The sequence below is a fragment of the Shewanella sp. ISTPL2 genome (genome assembly GCF_013283205.1).
In the GTDB taxonomy this organism is placed as follows: Bacteria; Pseudomonadota; Gammaproteobacteria; order Enterobacterales; family Shewanellaceae; genus Shewanella; species Shewanella oncorhynchi.
The window spans coordinates 3,004,664-3,026,477 of the sequence record NZ_JAAPAV010000001.1; the positions used below are offsets into that span (position 1 = coordinate 3,004,664).

Here is a 21,814-nt window from a genome sequence, read left to right on the forward strand (position 1 = left end):
AATTAGATAACGCTAAATATGTTATTTCATTTTAGTGAGAGCTATCACAGTGAGGCTTAGACAATAGTGCACACTGTGGGCGTTTATTATTAATCAAAGGATGTAAGCATGAATTTTCCAATGCGTAAGCTTTTGCTCTCGGTCACTTTAGGGTTATTTCTCTCCTCCGCGGCGCAGGCGCTTCCACAGGTACGTATTATTGCCACGGGTGGCACTATTGCGGGAGTCGGACAATCGGCTACTGAGTCTAACTATCAGGCTGGTGAAGTGGGCATTAGTAGCTTAATTGCAGCCGTGCCTGAAATGAAACAACTTGCCGATATTCAAGGTGAGCAACTGGTTAAAATCGGTTCGCAGGATATGAACGATAAAGTTTGGCTAGCCTTAGCCAAGCGCATCAATCTGCTATTGGCTGATAAAGATGTCGACGGTATCGTCATTACCCATGGTACTGATACCTTAGAGGAAACGGCGTATTTTTTAAATCTCACCATCAAGAGCGATAAGCCTGTAGTACTGGTTGGGGCAATGCGTCCATCAACCGCCATGAGTGCCGATGGCCCGATGAATCTGTATAACGCAGTCGCGACCGCCGCTAACCTCGAATCTAAAGGTCGAGGCGTGTTGGTGGTGATGAACGATACCGTATTGAATGCCCGCGATGTGACTAAGACTAACACTACAGGTGTACACACTTTTGCCGCGCCTAACTTTGGCCCGCTTGGCGTTATCCATAACAGCAAGATTGAGTACATGGGTAATACTGAGCGTCAACATACTACGCAAACGCCTTTTGATGTCAGCAAACTCGACAAGTTACCGCAGGTAGGCATAGTGTATAACTACGCCAATGCCAGCGATTTACCTGTCAAAGCTATGGTTGAAGCGGGTTTTGATGGCATAGTCAGCGCCGGTGTAGGTAATGGTAATATTTACCACTCAATATTTGACACCTTAGCTAAGGCGAGTCAAAAAGGCACCTTAGTCGTTCGCTCTAGCCGAGTGCCCACAGGCGCAACCACGCTTGATGCCGAGATAGACGATGCTAAATATGGCTTTATCGCAGCAGGTAATCTTAACCCGCAAAAAGCCCGCATTTTACTGATGCTGTCGTTAACGCAAAGCAAAGATCCACAGCAGATCCAACGTTGGTTTCAACAGTTTTAAGATTCAGCTGCGTGATAAAACAAAAGCCCTGTGAATATTCGTAGGGCTTTTGCATTTTGTCATTAATGGCTTACCTGTGAAGTGGTTTTTTCACGAGGCCATGAGCCGAAATATCTAAACAGTGTTGTGATTTTTAAAGCCAAAATTGTGAGGGTTCAACTCAGATTTTCAATCAAGATATTGCTCTGTAATTAGAAATTAGATTTAAGAAAGGCTTCGCCAATTAAGCACTCAATATCTCACTAATATATGCATACCATTCCACAGTAACCATTAAATCCACAGCTGTTTCAGCTTCCTTCCTCTCTCATTATTTTTCGGCATATTCTGACTATATATCAAGGCGATAAACTATTTTTAGTACGGCATAAGGTATTGATTTTGTGACTTAAAGTGCTTTAGGTACTATAGTGAAAGCTTATTTTATCTGAAACATAGGTGAGCGCTTCCTAGGTTTCTTGTTTGATTTTGGGGGAAAAGTGCGAATTTTAATGAACAATTTCAAGGTAATTAGTTTTGTGCGTCAGTGGTTACTGCTGGCGCTTTTGAGTATGGTTTTGCCACTGCAGGCGAGTGAAGATCCGCTGTGGATGGGAACGACAGGCTTGCCTATGAGTGAGCGGATCCATACCGGTGAACTTGCCAATGGTATGCGTTATTTATTGGTGAGCAATAAGACGCCGGAGCAGGCGGTCATAGTGCGGATGCGGGTGGATGTAGGCTCTTTGGTCGAGTCTGATGCCGAGCAAGGATTAGTGCATTTTCTTGAACACATGGCCTTTAATGGCTCGACCGGATTGGCGGCGGGGGAGATGATGCCGACATTGCAGCGCCTTGGCCTGAGTTTTGGCGCCGATACCAATGCTGTGACTGAGTTTCAGCAGACGGTCTATCAATTCAACTTGCCAAGTAATAGCCAAGATAAAATCGATACTGCTTTGTTTTTAATGAGAGAAATTGGCAGTAATCTATTACTCGACCCAGCGCTAATTGAACGTGAAAAAGCGGTGGTGTTGTCTGAGCTGCGTGAACGTAGCGGTGCGGATCTTGAGAATTACCGTAACCAATTACAGTTTTTAATGCCAAACACATTGCTGTCAAAGCGCTTCCCCGTGGGTGAGGCGAACAGTATCAGTAATGCCAATCGCGAGGCGTTGCTGTCTTTATATCAGCGTTTTTATACGCCCTCACGCACTACTTTAATTGTGGTGGGAGATATCGAGGTAGCCGCGGTAGAACAAAAGATAAAACAACAGTTTGCCAGTTGGAAAGCCGCGCCTTTGGCCGCTAAAACCAAGGAACAAGCTATTGGTACTGTCGCAGAGCGCCAAAGTGTCGATGCGGCGGCATTTTTTGATCCAAGTCTGTCAACGTCAGTTTCCCTTGGCATGCTAAAACCCATCTCAGCGATTACCGATAACCCTGCTGTGCGGGAGCAGGAAATGTTGCTCGAGCTTGCCCACGGCATCTTGTATCGCCGTATGGAGTCGCAATTACTGCATAGCCAAGGTTTATATGGTGTAAACCTGCAGGTTGGGCCGCAGTTTGATATTGCCTATGGCACACAAATGAGCCTAGGTACGCAGGAAAATAACTGGCAAGAGGGAATCGCACTCTTGGAGAAAACCCTGCGTCAAGCAAAAGAGTTTGGTTTTAGCCAGCAGGAAATTGACCAGCAAATCAAACGTATGCATAAGGGATATCAGCTAAGTGTCGCGGGGAGCAGTACTATTCACAGTGTGAATATTGCCGAGAGTCTAGTGTATTCGGTGGCGGGCAATCGCGTCCCTGTCGAACCTGATTGGCAGCTCGCATTTTTTGAAAAAATAATGCCAACAGTGACACCGCAAAAGCTAAGCCAAGTGTTTAATCAAACATGGAACGCCACGCCGTATTTGTATCTGACCAGCAATAAGCCCATTGAAAATGCTGAAAAACAGCTTATCGCCAGCTACGAGAAAAGCCGTAAACAAGCGGTGAGTGCACCAGCAATCAAGGCGATTGATGAGTTTGCTTATACTCAGTTTGGCGAGCAAGGCAAGTTAGTGGCCGACAGTCGCGATAAGGAAACGGGGATTCGCCAACTGCAATTTGCCAATGGCGTGCGCCTTAATCTTAAGCCTACCAACTTTAATAAAGGCACCACATTGGTCAGCCTAAACATTGGCTTTGGTGAAGTGCCATTCCCTGAGTTGGATGGTTTGTCTTATCTGTTTAACAGTGCGTTTGTGCAGGGGGGACTCAAGGCCCATGATTATGACAGTCTGCAGGATATTTTTGCTGGACAAGATATTTCCATCAACTTAGGCCTGCGTGAGCAAAGTTTTGGCGGCGAGATTAGCACTAATGCCGCAGAGCTACGCACGCAGCTTGGCTTAATGACGGCTTATTTAATTGAGCCGGGTATGGATAAGCAGGCTGAGCAATTGTTTCGTGAACAAGTGATTGCCGAGCAACAAAGTATTCATAGCAACCCACAATCTGAGTTTTCTAATCAGTTTGCCCGTATCTCCCATAATGGTGATAAACGCTATGGTTATGGTGAGCCTGAAGAAATTCTCAAACGTCACTTTGGAGAATTAGCGCCGAGTTTCCATTCGGCCGTCGAGCAAGGGGCGATTGAACTCGCTATTGTGGGCGATTTTGACGAAGCGAGTGCCATTGCTGCTGTGGCTGAAACAATTGGCGCCATTAAGCGTAGCCCTATTGCTAATGCTCAGTCGATAGTACCTGTGTTTCCGAAAGTGCCCGTTCAGAAAACATTAACGCATTATGGTCAACTTGATATGGCGGCACTTGCCATGGTGTGGCCTACAACGGACATGACTCACTTGAGTCAACACGCGGGATTGGGTCTGCTGGAGCAAGTGCTAAGCATTCTATTAACGGAAAACGTGAGGGAGAAGGCGGGCGCGAGTTATTCGCCATCGGCCTTTTCTTACAACGATTTCAATGCCAGCGGTTATGGTTACTTAGGTTTGTTTAGCGTGACGACTCAAGCCATGTTGCCAACGGTTGCCGAGTATTTCACCGCCGCAGTTAAGCAAGTTAAAGCGCCTTCGGGGATCAGTGAGGATTTGCTTAATCGAGCCCGCCAACCAGTGCTTGAGTGGATGCAAGCTGCGCCGCAAACCAATGGTTTTTGGTTAGATCTCACCTCAACTGCCCAGAGTCATCCTGGTCGTTTTGCTGCCTTTAAACAAAGGCAAGCGTTAGCGCAGCAGATGACAGTTGCAGAACTTAATAAATTGGCGCAGCAATATCTGCAAGACGATAGCAGTTTAATGATCCAAGTCCTTCCTGCACCGCCAGAACCTCAGCAATGAGTATTGGGCTCATAGAATAGTAGACTGATCATTCACCGACATATCCCCTGTGGTCGCAAACCACAGGGGATATTTTTCTACCTCTTTCTTCCTCTATCTTCTTTTACCAACTTTTCTTTCACGTTCGTGGTGTTATGCCCACCCATAGGTCGTCAATGGAAATACCTGTTGTCGAAAATGCCACTCACAGATCTGCGCGAGTGAAACTAGTCTAGGCGCAACTTATGTGTGAGATGGCTAACGGGGTGAGGTATATGTTTCGATATCTATTGTGCAGTTTTTGTCTAGTGTTTTTGTACCCGACAGGGATAGATATGTACTTGGTCGGTTTGCCGCAAATTGCGCAGGATTTAGGGGCGAGTGAGGCGCAGCTGCATATTGCTTTTTCTGTGTATCTTGCGGGAATGGCGACCACTATGCTGTTTGCGGGGAGCTTAGCCGATAGGATTGGGCGTAAACCCATTACCTTGTTTGGCGCATTGCTGTTTGCTATTGCCTCTTACTTTGCCGGTAGTGCGCAAACCAGTGATCTCTTTTTAATGGCACGCTTTGCACAAGGCATTGGTGCGGGTTCTTGCTATGTTGTGGCTTTTGCGATTTTGCGTGATGTATTAGACGATAAGCGCCGAGCAAAAGTGCTCTCTATGGTCAATGGCGTGACTTGCATTATCCCTGTGATAGCGCCTGTGATAGGCCATTTAATTATGCTTAAATTCCCATGGCCTAGCCTATTTAACACTATGGCGGGGATGGGATTAATGGTCTTAATCCTGTGTATTTTTGTATTGCACGAAACCTATCCTAAACCGCAATTTCACACCACAGTTGAGCTGGGTGGGTATAAAGAATCCTTTAAACAGCGGTTTTTTCTCAGTCGTGTGGTGATAACGACTTTAGGTGTGACCACGATTTTAAGCTATGTAAATGTCTCTCCCATGTTGATCATGGGGCAGATGGGGTTTGACCGTGGGCAATATTCCAATACCATGGCAATGATGGCATTGGTGAGTATGTTAGCCTCATTTTCGACGCCCTTTTTGCTTAACCTGTTTAAAGAAAAATCGTTAATCTTGTTCTCTCAGATATTATTTGCCGCAGCGGCATTGGTGTTTATCTTGACTCAATTGGGCGGGGTTAGTCAGTCATTCAACCTGTTAGGTTTTGCTTTTGTTTGTTCCGGTTTTTCGATTGGATTTGGGGTCACCATGAGTCAGGCGCTCAGCCCATTTGTTACTCGGGCTGGAGTTGCCAGCTCATTACTGGGAATTGCCCAAGTGTGTACTTCAGCTTTATATATTTGGGTGATGGGTCTGCTCGAAGTGAGTGCGATTAATATATTATTAGTGATCCTCGCTGTCGGTGCGCTGGTGAGCATTACACTGATCTTAGCGGTTCCTAAATTGCCGGAAATTGTACTTAATGACCAAATCCCTGAGTCGGCTTGATCTTAACTTATTGTTTATTTTGCAGCTTTTATTACAGGAGCGGAGTGTCTCTAAGACTGCCAAAAAGCTCAATGTCACGCCATCCACTGTGAGTAAGTCGCTGGCCAAATTACGGGATTGGTTTGACGATCCCTTATTTGTCAAAACGCCGCAGGGATTTCAGTTAACGCCATTGGCTCACGGTATGGAGCAGGAGTTATCGGAATGGTTGCAAATGGGTAAGCAACTGATGGCTAAGCGCGGTGATGAGATGACCAAAGGGCTCACCTTCGAGTTAATGCTTGAGTCGCCTTTGTTGCTTATCATGCTTAATGAGCTGACTCAGGCCATTTATACTCAATACCCTGATGCAAAGGTGAAGGTACGAAATTGGGATTACGATTCACTCGAAGCGATTGTGCGTGGTGAAGCTGATATGGGTTTTACCGGCCGAGAAAGTCATCCACGTTCCAAGGAATCCCTTGATTTATTACCCTATTTTATCGATTTTGAGGTTTTATTTACCGATCTTCCTCAGGTGTATTTGCGCCGCGATCATCCCGCCTTGCAGGAAGAGTGGAATATAGACACCTTTCTTAAATATTCGCATATCAATATTTTGTGGGAAAAGAGCGAAACCTGGGCCTTAGATGATGTGCTTATTGAGCTTGGTCTGAGTCGTAATATTGTGCTGACCTTGGCCAGTTTTGAGCAGTCACTGTTTGTCGCGGCAGAGCCTCACCACAGCATGATGGCAATTGCGCCACAATATTGTGAGCAATATGCCCGCCAATTACACCCTGACTTAGTCACTCGCCCGATCCCGATAAGTGGCGAATATCTTAATAAACTCGCCATTCCTTTTACCTTGATTTGGCATAAGAGAAACAGCCACAACCCCAAAATCACTTGGTTGCGAAACAAGATAAAAGCCATTTATCAACAGCATGATTAAGGCTGTTAACCATCATTTATATGTTCTGTTTTCAGTTACTCACAACGAGTGACCAGAACAGGAACGTTATACCCTAGTATTCAATATTGCGTGGTTTTTCGCATGGCGCATTTGATAAAAAGCTGATAAGTTCATTTTTTACAATTAATTAACTATGCTTGTTTTTGCTGGTCCAATAAGATAAACGAGCTGTACATAAATATTAAGACGTTAGCCGCTAAGGAAAGGGTGTGCAAAGTCCAATCTCAATCGGTTGTGAATGTGGTGGCCCAGAAGATGGCGGCATATCCTGTCTGAAAGTGGAGCTCTTCCACGCGTTAGAAAAGCATGTCACCTCTACGCATTGCGATTCGGTAGATCAGTACGCGTTGGTGCTGAGGGTAGATGGAGAATTTGCCAACTATGGTCTTGAGGGGGTTCATCGGGTACGCTTTGCCAAGAAAAGTCGATACCTTACTGCTGACATCCAAATTCCAGAGTCAGTTTGGCGTTTGGCGCGTGAGGAAGATCTCCGGCAATATCTTGGGTCTTCACTTCGCTCAGCCATAGAGATATTCGTTGCTAGGCTTAAGAAGGAAGGAATTGCGGTTGTAGAGATAAGTCTCTACACCGAGATGAATGTGGCGATCACAGAGTTCACACAACGCGCGTCGGCGGCTAACTATTCGCTGTAGGCGCGACGGCCCTGACTGGCCGCAGCGTGAGCTCAAACTTTATGCATCCGGAACATTATGATAATACAGCGCAAACAAACAATCTGTGCATGGGCGGGTGTTGGGCCGCAAAAGCCAGAGGCAGGAACAAAATTGGGTATCGCGCTTGGTACATTGGGCTGCGGACTAATTAATGGGCTCCGGCATATGCCCAAAAATGGAACGAACGGTTGGTATATCTGGTGTGGGGAATCCATGTCACAAGAGGATGAGTTCTTCTCACCACTTCACGTCGAGCACATCCAAGAATACTTGCCTGAGGTAAAAAAGTATCTCGATCTGCCTCCTGGTTACCGTTTTCTAATTGATGACAATAACTACGAAGATATCTGGTTTGAGGCTGAGCTACTAAATGCATAACAATCGCAGGCACAGCAACGGCTTTTCCGTTGCGGCTTCACCTTCACTAAAGAGCCGCGCGTGCTGCGGGCGTTATTCCCAATTGCTGGCAAATATGTTGGATACAAAGTTCTTGCTGTTGGCACCATAGCCCATAGCTGACGGGGATCAGTTTAATCCCCGCGCGCTGTAAGAGTTTATACAGTTCAATATCGAAAAAGTCCGCCCAAGGTCCTGGGTAACCGATTAAATCTATTGCTAAATATTGGTTACCATAGCGGCACAGAATATCCAGTTCTAGTCCCGCCATATGGTAAGCGCGCCAGACAGTTATGCCTTTTTCTTCAATCGCGTGTGCCACAGACTGGCCGAAGCTATCGAGGGAATCGACATAATTGTGTGCCGCTTGAAATTGGCCCGCCGATGCTAAGTAAGTTGCCAGTAAATTATTGTTGGGGAGCTCATGCGCTTGTACCGATAAAAATAGCCACTGCATTTGTTTAGCACGGGTGATGGCGACATTGAACATATCTTCGCGATTTAAATACACGGCGGCGCGGCTGTCTTTGGCCGTTATGCTAAACGACAGCAGCATAATATCGCGCTCTTCCCCTTGAAAACCAAAGGGCGTGGCAATCCGTAATTGATGACGTTCTATTTGCTGCGTGCTAAAGCGTGCGAGGATCTGCTGGGATAAATACTCCGTCTGATTGCGAAAACAGGAGAGCACACCAATGCTGGCGGGCACTAATGCATTTTCTTGTTCATCAATCAGTTGAGCTAACTTTTCAATTAATGCCTCCGCTTCTATGGCGTTAATTCCTTTACTATCACGGCTGCCAGTCACCTGGACTCTGTGTAAGTGCCCCGAACTCGTGCAGGGTCTGTGCTGCATAATCTTCAGCATACCTTGATAAAACTGCTGATTACTAAATTGGATCAGCTCAGGTTTACTCCGAAAATGCTCATTTAAAAATACCACTTGGGATTGGCTTGCAAGGGATTGCGATACTAAGTCGAGCATACTGGCATCACGGTAGCTCATTAGGCCGCGGCAATCCGCAGCGAGTCCGAGTTGGGTCTGGATTTGGGTTTGTTTTGCGCGGGATAAAAACGAGAAATGGCGCAGCTGTTTGCTGTCGCCCACCACCAGTGCTGCTTTTGCCCGCTGCAAGGCCGGTAAACATGCGGCAATATTGGCTTGGGTGGCTTCATCAATAATCACTAAATCAAACATTTGCTGCTCCATGGGCAGCACTTTATGCAAGCTGGCAAGGCTCGATAACCAAATGGGAAAGGTTTGCTTTAAGGCATCAAAATCCGTTTTGTAGAAACCGTCGAGTTGCTTAGCTGATTGTCGAGCGCGAAGTGCACTGGCAAAACTCACCAGCGTACTGCGCTTATGTTTGAGCAATTGGTGTAATCGATAGTGAGTGGCCAATTGTAAGTATTTGAGGCTTAAGTCTTCTTTTTGGGCGATGAGGGCGGTTAATTTATCGAGTTCATGCCATTGCTGGGCAAACCTTTTTATACCTGCACGGTAAGCCCAGTTGTAAAATCCTAAGCGCCAGCGCGATTGTCCTTGTTGTAAGGTTGCCAGTTTTTGGCCGCGACGTATGGCATGGCGGCAATGACGTATAAAGTCCGCTTCCATTTTGACTTGCTGACGAGTCACAGTATTAAGTTGCTGTTTTGCATTTAATAGCAACCTATCCGAGATGGCTTCATTTGATGCAGGGTGCTGACCATGGAGCATTTCATCAATCTGGTTTTTAAGGACTTTTATAAACTGCGGCGAGCCAGCTCGAATAAGACTGCTCCCAAGCTGGAATTGTTGCTGTAACTTATCGGCAATCACATCAACAGCAATATCGGTGTGGGCGACGATAAGTACCGATTTGCCTCTTAATACCTGCTCTGCTGCCACAGTGGCTATGGTGTAACTCTTACCTGTTCCCGGCGGGCCTGAGATCTGCCCCAAAGTATGATTGGCCGCAATCTTTAAGGCCTGAATTTGCGCGCGGCTTAACAGCCCAGGAAGATAAGCCTCTTGCGTGTCTTCACTGGCGCTGATTGATGTTGTTTGTTGTGTTTCTGCGAATAGCGCTTTAAGCGGTGCTGATGGTTCAGCCGCTGTCATTAGTTTGTCGAGTTCGTGCAAAATGCCGCGACTTGCGATCGAACGTTCTGCCAAAATGATTTGGCTTCGACTGACAAGAAACTGCCCACGTTTACGGCATAAGCTAGTGAATTCAGCCTCATCGATCAGCTTGGGAAAATGCAATAAATGACTGGTATCGACATCGGCTTGGCCCGCCCGCAGCCAAGCTATCCAGCCACTGACATCCGTTGGATTATCGCGTAAATCTTGGCTTAGGCTATGTCCTTCAACGACTAATTTTTCTAATAGAGCTTCATTGATAGTGAATGGTCCGCTGCCAGCTAGAGTGTTATTGCTCTCTAGGTAGAGATTATCGCCGTCAGCCTGTAATTGGCATTCGCGATAAAGGAGTGGTGTCACGACTTTACGTTTTTCGCCATTAAGGTCGACTGTGCCGCAGAAAAACAGACAGCAGTGCAATAATACCTTTTCGCGTAAATACAAAGCGCTACGTGCTAGTAATGCACTGGCGGGAGCAAATGGCACAGGCAAGCGGGGTAGGAAGCCACTGCTTAACTCGTCTTCATGTTGGAGTAATAGCTGATCTTGCTCGGCAAGCTTGTGGCTAGACCAGAGATTGATTTCGGCACTATCGTGTTGAAAACATTGTTTGTAGTAGTTGAGAATCCCTTGCAAATCCTATCCATCCCAAAGGCTTAATTGGCGATGCGAGAGTAACCTAATCGCATTAGTCGAACAAGGTTTGTACCGTCTAAAGATAGTTTATCCATAGTCACTTTAAGCCTAAAAGAGAGGTGTTCGATAGAACAGTCATTTTCCACTGGAGCAGAATTTTTGAGAGGCGAGCAAAAGTATCAGCAGCCGCATTTGTATCAATTAAGGGCCTGAAAAGTGTGGTTTGTATCACTTTTTTGTGTGTTATTGAAATGTTTGTTAAGTGTTTGAGTTTGTAAAATATTTGTTTTTGTTTTTAGTGGAAATTGCCATTGTTGTCATTGTATAACTGCGTAGATTGAACTGAATTTTTGTCTGCTAATGAGGGAAACAATGATAAAAAGTAAGCTAAAGGGATTCGCTGCGGTGGCTGTTGCCTGTTTAGCGGTAACGGCATGTGGCTCAGATGATAATAATGAAGAGGGCACAGATCAAAATGCCACCTATGTGCAATTCTATAATGCTTCAGCTGGAAGCACTGTTACTGCACTCAAAGTTGCCGATAAAACCTATGAAAGTGTGATCTATGGGGACACTATGCCGCGATTTACGTCGACGGCTGGCGTAACTGCGATTGAAGTGATGGCTAAGGATGCCTCTGATAAAGATATCTCTATTTATAAAGAAAATATCGATTTGAAAGTTGCAACGGACCATTTCTTTGTATTACATGGTGATTTTACCGAACCTAAATTACTTAATATCAACTATTCTCGCACTGAACTCGATAAGCTCAACGAAGTGGCTGAAAACAGTAAAATGCAGCTCTTGATTGCCAATACTGCAGTGCATGCCCAAGCCTTTGACGCTTATGTTTCTAAGTCGACCCAAACCTTTGCCGATGCTGTGATGTTAGGCAGTGTGGCCTACGGTGAAGTGTCGCAGCCGCAAGTGATGGATACGGGTGAATATAAGGTTTACCTCGCACCAGCGGGAACAACCAATGTTTCTTATACAACTGCGAACATTAAATTCAGTTCTAAGGTGCCTTATAAGCTGATTATCCGCGAAGGTTTTGGTGCTTCGGATTCAAAAATCACCTTGGACAGTGTCGATTCAACCACCAATGTTCGCAATCATGTAGCATTAGAAGCGAGTGTCGATTATCGCGTCTTTAACGGTTTAGGTTCGCACATTATCGATGTGAAAGTGGCTAGCAGTAAGCAAGATACTCTGTTTAGCGAAGTGCCATCTTTTGGGGTGACTAGCTATCAAAGTGCTGAGTTTAATGATTTTGGTGTGAGTGTGTTCGACCACGGTACGCAAAATAAATTGCTCGATAATGTGCTTATCACCCTTAACCAAGATGACATTAAAACCATCTTCATCTATGAGCAAACGACCGAGCAGGGCAGCCAAGTGAAGGCGATGGAGATGAAGCAAACTCAGACGCCAAGTCCCTATAGCTTTAAGTTCGACATTGTGAGTTTTGCCGATAAAAGCAATCTAACCGTGTATTTCTTAAAGGCAAATGACACGATTGAAACGGCTGTAAATAAGATCACCGCAGTCAATCCTGCGAGCCCTCAGTCATTGACTGTGCCAGCTGGCGAATATTCTATTAAGGTTATCGCTGTGGAAAACGGTACTAAAACCGTTGTCTATGCATCCGATTTAATGGATTTCAGCAATGAAGACAATGTGACTATGGTGCTGAATAAAGATCCTTCTACTAGCTTTGGTTATAACTTGATTAAGATCTAACCGCTAAGGTGAGTGAACGGCTCTAATAAAACAGCGCTACTTAGGTAGCGCTTTTTTTGCTGTTTTTTTGTGCTCGTTTTAGTGGGCTTAGTAGATTGAGCATTATTGTCTTAGCATTCACTTTTTATTGATTGTGGCTGCGGGGTTAATGTAGGCTGATCGGCAAAAATTAAGCCGAGCATTGCTGTGATGTGAGTAACGCGAGCAATATAGGAAAAGGAGTTCACTGTGATGAGTAAAGGATTTAAAGACGGCCATTTCCAAATTGGTGAAGGCAGTATTAGCGGCACTATAGCGTGTATGTTAGCGATATTATCGTTTCTGGGTGTATTGGCGTTTCATTTTCCCGAATATCTCACCACTCCAGAATTACGCCAAAGCTATAATGTCGATGTTATTCGCAGCTTAATATTTGTCGCCTTAGTGGTGTCGGGCAGTTTAGGTTTATTGAATTTTATTCGAAATAAAAATAAGCGTTTCGGCTTTGTGGCTTGGGTATTTGTGAGTTTAGCGATTGCCTTTGGTGGTCATCAAGTTGAGGTCGAGCCTTTTGCTAATCATAAGGTCTCACTGGGTTTAGATTGGTTTATTTTAGACTTATTAGGCTCAACCTTAATTTTCATTTTTATCGAGAAATGGCTACCCCATAAACCAGAACAAGCAATATTGAGACCCGAGTGGCAAGGGGATTTAAACCATTTTTTGGTGAATCACTTAGCGATTGGATTTGTATTATTGGTGGCAAACCAATTTGTGCAGTCGACCTTTTCTTGGGCTATTTCCAGCACAGTGCAAAGCTTTATCGCGGATCTTCCCTTTGCGTTGCAACTGTTGTTGATTTTATTGGTCGCCGATTTAATGCAATATGCGGCGCACCGTGCCTACCATGAAATTCCTTTCCTGTGGCGCTTCCATTCGGTGCACCATAGCGCGAAACATTTAGATTGGTTGGCTGGTTCAAGGCAACATATGTTTGAGTTGATTGCTACCCGTTGTTTAGTGCTCACGCCGATTTTTATCTTGGGATTCTCCAAAGATATCATCAGTATTTATGTGATTATCGTTGGCGTGCAGGCGGTATTTAATCATGCCAATGTGCAGGTTAACTTTGGCTGGCTACGTTACTTAATTGTCAGTCCGCAATTCCACCATTGGCATCATGCTTCCGATAAGGCGGCAATCGACCGTAACTATGCTGCCCATTTTTCTTTTTTAGATTACCTATTTGGGACTGCAGTTCGAGGTCAGAAAGAGTGGCCAGAGCAATATGGTGTCGTGGGCGATTACATGCCTGTTGGCATGTTTAAGCAGCAATTGTATCCCCTTGGTTTAGCGAAGAAAGACACAAAATAATGGCGTGCAATTAGAATGGTTTGTTTTGGAATGATTGTCCGGGAGTATTTGTTAGGTCAACTGAGTAGTGGCGGTTAACTCTGACACTGGATAGAAATAAGCCCAACACAGCGCTTGGGAACCGCGCTTTGTTGGGCTTATTTGCCGTTCAAACTACAATCGTTATTCGGAAATTTTCAGTTCTTGGCCTGGCTTAATAATGCTTTTGCCATTGAGCTGGTTCCACTTCATTAAGTCAGCCAGTTTAACCTTATTCTTACGGGCGATTTTATCCAGCGAATCACCTGATTTCACCTTGTAAGTGGTCGCTTTTACTACAGGTTTATCGGCCGATGTTGAGGTAGTCGCTTTAGCTTTGGTCGACGACTTATTGCTCACTTTTTTATCTGTCTTCGCCTTGGTTTTAGTGGGTTCTGGCTCATTATCATTGCCCGCCATTGGCGTTAACAGTGTGAGCTCTTGGCCGATTTTTAGGCGGTCAGATGTCAGATTGTTGGCCTGTTTTAATGCTTTCACTGACATATCAAACTTGGCTGCGATTGTGCCTAGGCTGTCACCAGATTTGACGATATAGCTTTGGCTGTCATAGCGTTTTTGAGCGTAGAGCTTGTCTTGATTTTCCTGATAATGACCTATGTTTTCCAGTGGTAAGGCGATTTGATATTTACCTTTGCTGGGGATTACACCTTGGCGAAAGCCTGGGTTATAGGTTTTAAATTCTGCTTTGCTGAGCCCTGCTGCATTAGCAATCTGGCCGATATCTACGCCATTAGGTGCTGGCACTCTTTCTAAGAAAGGGCGGTTAGCAATAGGGGGGACTTTTAAACCGTAGTGGTTGGGATTTCGAATAATCTGAATAAATGCCAGCCACTTAGGAACTGTTTGTACTCGCTTAGCGGGGATACCCAGTGACCAAAAGTCCGTAGGTTTGCCCTTGGCTTTGTTTTTATCAATGGCGGCTTTGATCACTAGCTCACCGGTATTGTAGGCGGCGACGGCGTTGATCCAGTCTTTGTCTAAGGTGTCGTATAGGTGCTGTAGATAGTCGAGCACTGCATCGGTTGAGGCCAGCGCATCTTTACGGCCATCGTAGGCAGAATTCACCGTTAAGCCAAAATTACGTCCAGTAGCAGGGATCATTTGCCACAGTCCTGCGGGGCCGTTAGCTTGTGCTAAAGGGTTATAGCCACTTTCGACTATGGGCAATAACGCCAATTCTAATGGCATGTTACGCGCTTCGAGCTGGCTGACTATGTAATACAAGAATGGCTCGGCGCGATCGCCGACTTGGTTCATAAATTTTTGTTTATCATCGAAAAAGTTACGCTGTTTACGTACTTCGGCATCATCATGGACGTCAATGGTATTGGCGTGTTGGATCTTTTCCCACACGTCGCTGTACTGCTCAACCACTGCGGGTGGCGTTTGATGCTGTTGTGGCGAGTGGTCGTTATCATTACTGACATCACTTGCTGTGGCATTGAATTCAGTGGTTGATGGGCTTGCTGATGTTGTAGCGCAACCGCTCAGTAGGGCCATTAGCATGGCAAGCATAAGCACTGTAAAAGAGTGCGTTTGGCGAAAATGTGTCCGCATGATTGTCCTGTGATGAGTTGACTGGGCATTCCATATTGGTGCACATGCTAATCTGTTTTCGAGTTTCTGGATAGCTCCCCCAAGTTTTACCTATCGTATCAAAGTTGTCTTAAGGCCGATTGTGCCGCCCTTTGATTGCAGATCCTGCGTTTAGCTTTGTCGATTTATACGCTACCATAGCCGCGATTTTTCATTAACTTGGGTAGCAAAGTGCAGACGTTAGCGCAGTTAAGGGCAGGGCAGTTACAAGGGATCACACGTTTACAATTGGTTGAGGATTTAACCGAGTTCCCGCGGGAGATTTTTGATTTAGCCGATACCCTCGAAATCCTCGATTTATCGAATAATCAACTGAGCACTTTGCCCGAGGATTTACACCGCTTATCGCATTTAAAGATAATTTTCGCCTCGAATAATCGCTTTGAACATTTGCCTGAGGCATTAGGGCGCTGCACAAATTTAGAGATGATTGGCTTTAAGGCCAATCAAATCAAAACAGTGACTGCTGCGGCATTACCGCTGCAAACCCGCTGGCTCATCCTAACCGATAACCTCATTGAGACATTGCCTGCGGCCATGGGCGATTTACATCGTCTGCAAAAATTAGCTTTAGCGGGTAACCGTTTAACAACCTTGCCCGAGTCGATGGCCAATTGCCGCAACTTAGAGTTAGTGCGTTTATCGGCCAATCAACTCCACGCACTGCCAGCTTGGTTACTCAGTTTGCCCAAACTGACTTGGCTCGCCTTTGCGGGAAATCCATTCAGCCATACCTTAGTCGATCCCCATGCCGATGTGGCCACAGTGGCGAATGTGACTCTGGGTGATATCAAGTTGGCTGAAAAGCTTGGCGAAGGGGCTTCAGGGGTCATTTATCGAGGCCATTGGTTGAATCAAGCCATGATAGCCGCGACGGGGTCGGCGCAGATTGCGGTAAAACTCTTTAAGGGTGAAGTGACGAGCGATGGTTATCCCGCTGACGAGTTAGATTGCTGTCTCACAACGGGTGATCATCCCTGCCTTATTAAGGTCGTGGCGCATATTAGCCAAAAAGATCAATTGGGTTTAGTAATGGAACTAATTCCGCCAGGGTTTAGTAACTTAGGGCTACCACCAAGTCTTGTCACCTGCACTCGCGATACCTTTAAAGACGGTAGCCAATTTCGCCTTGATAAAGTCGCCAAAATCACACACCAGTTGGCCGATGCGATGGCGCACATGCATGCCAAACAAGTAAGCCATGGTGATGTCTACGCCCATAATATTATGGTTAATCAACAGATGAGCTTATTGTTTGGGGATTTTGGTGCGGCATCAAACTTACGCAATCTATCGACAGCAGAACGCTTAGCGATAGAAGCTATTGAAGTGCGGGCGCTTGGTTGCTTGATTGAAGATCTATTGGCCTATGTGGATGCATCTGCCTATATGAGTGCCTCGATTGGCCCTCTGTACTACACACAGTTGAGTGCGATTAAAGACGAGTGCATGCAGTTAGATGTGGCTCAGCGCCCCTGTTTTGCAGACGTGAAAAAGGCCATCGGAGCCCTGCTAAAAGGTAAATAGTGGCTTGCTAACCGGCTGGCTCTAAACTTGTTTCAAGTTTGCTGTGTTTTATGGTTGTTTGTGTGATTTAAGTGCTCACTATTAAGTTTATCGTTAAGTTATTGTTTTGTTTGGTTGTGTAACCGAGTTTTTACTGGCACTGACTGGGATTAAGCCTATAGGCTGTATACCCAAATAACCTCAAATTGCTGAAACAGGCACTTTGGGGGGACTTGGTATTAGTTTTGGGTTCAATCCGGTTTGCTGTTGTCGGATAGGATGTCCGTTGAATAGTAAGAACGATAGGTTTGCATACTATGTTTACACGAACGCTGTTTACACAAAGAGTAACTGAACGAGCACGCAGTGCATGCGATATTTCATTAAAAAGCCATCCCCATCATCTCCCAAAGGCGCCCTTATTCGCGCCTTTGCCGTTTCTACTGGCGAGTGTTTTCGCTTTAGCCCCTATGGCCGTGATGTCGGCGGACAAGGTCGACATCATCCCTGTGACGGTCGAGGCCGTTAAAGAAACGTCCTTTGCCGATGTAGTGAATGAAGTCGGTAAAATCAACGCTATCGATTCAGCCACGCTGAACTTTAATGCTAGCGAAAAAATTAGCGCGATTCATTTTAGTAACGGCGACAAAGTGACTAAAGATCAAGTGATTGCCGAGCAGGACAACATTAAAGCCAAGGCTGATTTAGACAAAGCCAAGAGCACCTTAGCACTGGCTAAAACTAAGCTGGAGCGTATCGAAGATTTACTGATTAAAGAACCCTTCGCGCTTGCTAAGCAAGATGTGGATGAGCTACGGGAAAATGTGAATCTGGCCGATGCGGATTTTCGCCAGAAACAAGCCACCATGAACGATTACCTGATCAAGGCACCCTTCGATGGTCAGTTGACCAGCTTTAGTCAGTCTATCGGCAGTCAAATTGGTGCTGGTACGGCCTTAGTCACCCTCTATAGTTTAAATCCGGTCGAAGTGCGCTATGCCATCAGTCAGAAGGATTTAGGCAAGGCGCAAAAGGGCCAAAAGGTGAATGTGACTGTTGAGGCCTATGGTAATAAGGTATTCAAAGGGTTAGTTAACTATGTTGCCCCTGCGGTAGATGAAAGCTCAGGACGGGTTGAAGTGCATGCCGCCCTTGAAAACCCTGAGTTTAAGCTTGCTCCTGGCATGTTCGCCAACATCAAGCAGTTCTATAGTCTAGGGATTAAACGTCTGTTAGTGCCGCAAAATTCGATTATTGCCAATAACGATGAACGTTTTGTCTGGCTAGTGCAGGGCGATAGCGTAGTAAAACAAGTAGTTAAACTCGCTCAAAATACGAATGACGGTTATGCCGTCGTGACTGAAGGTTTAGCCGAAGGCGATTTAGTCGTTAAAACGGGTATGCAAAACCTCAAGTCCGATAGCAAGATCAAAGTCGTGCAGGATAGAAACACTGCAGATAAAGCGGCAACATCAAGCGCTGACAAAGGTGCTGATTCAGGCGCTACTCCAAATATTGAGGTGGCTGAATAATGCGTTTACCCGAAGTCTGTATTCGTCATCCTATCTTCGCCTCCGTACTCAGTATTATGGCTGTGTTACTGGGCTTGATTGCCTTTCAAAAACTCGATATCCAATACTTCCCTGAGCATACCACCCACTCGGCATCTGTGAATGCGTCGATTGCAGGGGCGAGCGCCGATTTTATGTCGAGTAACGTGGCCGATAAGTTGATTGCTGCGGCTTCGGGCATAGATAAAGTCGATACCATGTCGACCGACTGTAGCGAGGGGCGTTGCTCATTAACGATTAAATTCAATGATGACACCAGCGATATTGAATACACCAACTTAATGAACAAGTTGCGTAGCAGCGTCGAAGGGATTAACGATTTCCCCCAGAGCATGATAGATAAGCCCACAGTCACTGACGATACTTCGGCCACAGATTCTGCCAGTAATATCATCACCTTTGTGAACGCGGGAGGCATGGAAAAGCAGGCTATGTATGACTACATTAGCCAGCAGTTAGTACCGCAACTCAAACAAGTTCAAGGCGTTGGTGCCGTTTGGGGGCCATATGGTGGCTCACAAAAGGCGGTCAGAGTCTGGCTCAATCCTGAACAAATGAAGGCGCTGAATATTAAAGCTGCCGATGTGGTGGGCACGTTAGGCTCTTACAATGCCAGTTTTACCTCGGGTGCGATCAAAGGTAAGTCGCGGGATTTCTCGATTAACCCTTTGAATCAAGTTGAAACGCTTGAAGACGTGAAGGATCTGGTGATTAAGGTCAGCGAGGGTAAGATCATCCGCGTGTCCGATGTTGCCGATGTGGTGATGGGCGAGGAAAGTCTGTCGCCGAGTATGTTGTCTATTGGTGGTCATAGTGCAATGTCATTGCAGATTTTACCGCTGAGCAACGCTAACCCAGTGACAGTGGCTTCGAACATTAAAGCCGAAATTGCACGCATGCAAAAACATTTACCCCAAGGCTTAGAAATGAACTTGGCCTACAACCAAGCTGATTTTATTGAAGCCTCCATCGACGAAGGGTTTTCTGCGTTGATTGAAGCAGTGATCTTAGTTTCGCTGATTGTGGTGTTATTTTTGGGTAGCCTGCGGGCGGCATCGATCCCCATTATTACCATTCCCGTGTGCGTGATTGGGGTGTTTGCTGTGATGTCGGCGCTCGGATTTAGTATCAATGTGTTGACTATTCTGGCGATTATTTTGGCCATTGGCCTTGTGGTGGACGATGCCATTGTGGTGGTCGAGAACTGCTATCGCCATATTGAAAACGGTGAAACGCCTTTCAATGCGGCGATTAAAGGCTGTCAGGAGATCATTTTCCCTATCATTGCGATGACGTTAACGCTCGCCGCCGTGTATCTGCCGATCGGATTAATGTCGGGCTTAACCGCCGATCTGTTTCGGCAATTCTCCTTTACCTTAGCAGCGGCCGTGATGATCTCTGGTGTGGTGGCGTTGACTTTGTCGCCTATGATGAGCGCCTATCTTATCAATACTACTGAGCAACACCCTAAATGGTTTAGCCGAGTCGAGAATGCGCTGCAGCAGTTAAATCATTTGTATATCAATGAGCTGAATAAGTGGTTTTTCCGCAAGCGCTTGATGTTTGGTGTGGCTGTGGTTTTGGTGGGTCTTGCGGGTATTGCTTACTGGCAATTACCCAAAATACTCTTGCCTGCGGAGGACTCTGGCTTTATCGATGTGGCGTCTAATGGTCCTACCGGTGTCGGTCGGCAGTATCATCTCAATCACAATGCTGAGCTTAATAGCGTGATGGATGAGCATCCCGCGGTTGGGGCTAACTTGTCCTATATCGAGGGAGAGCCAGTGAACCATGTACTACTCAAACCTTGGGGTGAGCGCAGTGAGGGTATAGATGATGTGATCAGCGACTTGATTACAACATCAAAGGAAAACGTTTCTGCCTATAACATGTCGTTTAGCATTCGCTCAGCGAATAATCTTAATATTGCCAATAACTTGCGTTTAGAGCTGACGACCTTAGATCGGAATAAGGACGAACTCAGCGAAAACGCCGCCAAAGTGCAAAAATTACTCGAGGATTATCCTGGCCTGAATAACGTAGGCAACTCAGTGCTTAGGGATCAACTACGCTACGATCTGTCTATCGATCGCAACGCCATTATCCTCTCTGGTGTGAGTTATGGTGATGTCACTAATGCGCTTTCTACCTTTCTTGGCTCAGTGAAGGCGGCGGACTTACATGCTACCGATGGTTTTACTTATCCTATTCAAGTGCAAGTAAACTTAGACAAACTGAGTGATTTTAAAGTGTTGAATAAGCTGTATGTCACTTCTGAATCTGGGCAAGCACTGCCATTGTCGCAATTTGTGTCGATTAAACAGACCACGGCAGAATCTAACATTAAGACGTTTATGGGTCTTGATAGCGCTGAATTGACGGCAGATATTATGCCCGGCTATTCAACTGATGAAATCAAAACCTACTTAGATGAACAATTACCGACATTGCTTAATGATGCCCAAGGCTTTAAATACAATGGCGTGGTGAAGGATCTTATGGATTCGCAGGCGGGCACTCAGTCGCTATTCTTGCTGGCATTGGTGTTTATCTATTTGATTTTGGCTGCGCAGTTCGAAAGTTTTGTCGATCCCTTAATTATCTTACTGACTGTGCCCTTGTGTATTGTCGGTGCCTTATTGACCTTAGCCTTGTTTGGCCAGAGTGTGAATATCTATTCGCAGATTGGTTTATTAACCTTAGTGGGGCTAGTGACTAAACACGGTATCTTGCTGGTGGAGTTTGCCAATAAGCAACAAGACCAAGGTTTGAGTGCGATTGAGGCGGCGCGAAGCAGTGCCAAATCTCGTTTAAGACCGATTCTAATGACGTCTTTAACCATGATTTTAAGTGCGATTCCTTTAGCCTTGGCATCGGGCCCGGGCTCGTTAGGGTTAGCTAACATAGGTTTAGTCTTAGTCGGAGGTCTGTTAGCGGGCACTTTCTTCTCGTTATTTGTAGTGCCTGTGGCCTATGTCGCTATGGCGGAATTGAAGGCCAAGGATGTGCTTGCTAGACTGCGAAGTGCTTAAGTTGAGTTTTATGCGCTGGGTTTATCGCCCCTAGGCTGAGAGGCATGGGTTCAACTTGCCTGTAAATACGTTATGATTTAAGCCAACGGCTAAACGCGTTGGCTTAATTTTTTGTCGATAACTTAATGATCTTTGTTGTATTTAAGCGAGTGTTTAAGTGCGAGTGGATTTGCCTCATCAGCGACGGAGAGCTGGCATTATGAGTTTGTTACATTGCTTTCATAGGGCTTTTTTATATTTGGTTTGCTCGGCT

The 21,814-nt window shown here is 45.7% G+C and carries 13 protein-coding genes; 11 read left to right on the top strand and 2 right to left on the bottom strand.

Annotation, left to right across the window (positions count from 1 at the left end):
- Positions 1–108 precede the first annotated feature (108 nt).
- The 6 genes from ansB (at position 109) to HUB64_RS13140 (ending at position 7,945) form a co-directional block, all read left to right on the top strand.
- The gene (gene ansB, locus HUB64_RS13115) at positions 109–1,167 is read left to right on the top strand and encodes an L-asparaginase 2 (RefSeq protein WP_105251343.1); all 1,059 of its coding nucleotides are present in this window, start codon (positions 109–111) and stop codon (positions 1,165–1,167) included.
- 491 nt (positions 1,168–1,658) lie between these two features.
- Complete coding sequence (locus tag HUB64_RS13120) at positions 1,659–4,493, top strand: pitrilysin family protein (RefSeq protein ID WP_217272643.1); 2,835 nt, start codon at positions 1,659–1,661, stop codon at positions 4,491–4,493.
- A gap of 254 nt (positions 4,494–4,747) precedes the next feature.
- A complete protein-coding gene (locus tag HUB64_RS13125) occupies positions 4,748–5,938 on the top strand; it encodes an MFS transporter (protein ID WP_173497144.1) in 1,191 nt (396 codons plus the stop codon).
- Positions 5,913–6,872, top strand: a complete 960-nt coding sequence (gene yidZ, locus HUB64_RS13130; RefSeq protein ID WP_131524386.1) for an HTH-type transcriptional regulator YidZ — start codon at positions 5,913–5,915, stop codon at positions 6,870–6,872. The genes HUB64_RS13125 and yidZ overlap by 26 nt, the downstream gene beginning before the upstream one ends.
- Positions 6,873–7,102: 230 nt before the next feature.
- Positions 7,103–7,546, top strand: coding sequence for a hypothetical protein (locus HUB64_RS13135; protein WP_173497145.1), 444 nt, complete (start codon positions 7,103–7,105; stop codon positions 7,544–7,546).
- Between the two features lie 57 nt (positions 7,547–7,603).
- Positions 7,604–7,945, top strand: coding sequence for a hypothetical protein (locus tag HUB64_RS13140; RefSeq protein WP_173497146.1), 342 nt, complete (start codon positions 7,604–7,606; stop codon positions 7,943–7,945).
- Positions 7,946–7,991: 46 nt separating this feature from the next.
- Here the strand turns inward: HUB64_RS13140 and HUB64_RS13145 are convergent, their stop codons facing one another.
- A complete protein-coding gene (locus HUB64_RS13145) occupies positions 7,992–10,721 on the bottom strand; it encodes a DEAD/DEAH box helicase (protein ID WP_173497147.1) in 2,730 nt (909 codons plus the stop codon).
- Between the two features lie 372 nt (positions 10,722–11,093).
- Here HUB64_RS13145 and HUB64_RS13150 point away from each other — a divergent pair, with 372 nt between their 5' ends.
- Both HUB64_RS13150 and HUB64_RS13155 read left to right on the top strand, forming a co-directional pair.
- A complete protein-coding gene (locus tag HUB64_RS13150) occupies positions 11,094–12,464 on the top strand; it encodes a DUF4397 domain-containing protein (protein ID WP_173497148.1) in 1,371 nt (456 codons plus the stop codon).
- A gap of 231 nt (positions 12,465–12,695) precedes the next feature.
- The gene (locus HUB64_RS13155) at positions 12,696–13,817 is read left to right on the top strand and encodes a sterol desaturase family protein (protein ID WP_105251349.1); all 1,122 of its coding nucleotides are present in this window, start codon (positions 12,696–12,698) and stop codon (positions 13,815–13,817) included.
- 162 nt (positions 13,818–13,979) lie between these two features.
- Here the strand turns inward: HUB64_RS13155 and HUB64_RS13160 are convergent, their stop codons facing one another.
- Complete coding sequence (locus tag HUB64_RS13160) at positions 13,980–15,413, bottom strand: LysM peptidoglycan-binding domain-containing protein (RefSeq protein ID WP_105251350.1); 1,434 nt, start codon at positions 15,411–15,413, stop codon at positions 13,980–13,982.
- 210 nt (positions 15,414–15,623) lie between these two features.
- On the opposite strand from HUB64_RS13160, the gene HUB64_RS13165 reads away from it, so the two are divergent.
- From HUB64_RS13165 to HUB64_RS13175, 3 genes are all read left to right on the top strand, one after another.
- Complete coding sequence (locus HUB64_RS13165) at positions 15,624–16,979, top strand: leucine-rich repeat-containing protein kinase family protein (protein WP_173497149.1); 1,356 nt, start codon at positions 15,624–15,626, stop codon at positions 16,977–16,979.
- A gap of 296 nt (positions 16,980–17,275) precedes the next feature.
- On the top strand, positions 17,276–18,490 hold the full coding sequence (locus HUB64_RS13170) for an efflux RND transporter periplasmic adaptor subunit (RefSeq protein WP_173497150.1): 1,215 nt from the start codon (positions 17,276–17,278) through the stop codon (positions 18,488–18,490).
- Positions 18,490–21,561, top strand: coding sequence for an efflux RND transporter permease subunit (locus HUB64_RS13175; protein ID WP_173497151.1), 3,072 nt, complete (start codon positions 18,490–18,492; stop codon positions 21,559–21,561). Before HUB64_RS13170 ends, HUB64_RS13175 begins: the two co-directional genes overlap by 1 nt.
- The last annotated feature ends 253 nt before the right edge of the window (positions 21,562–21,814 follow it).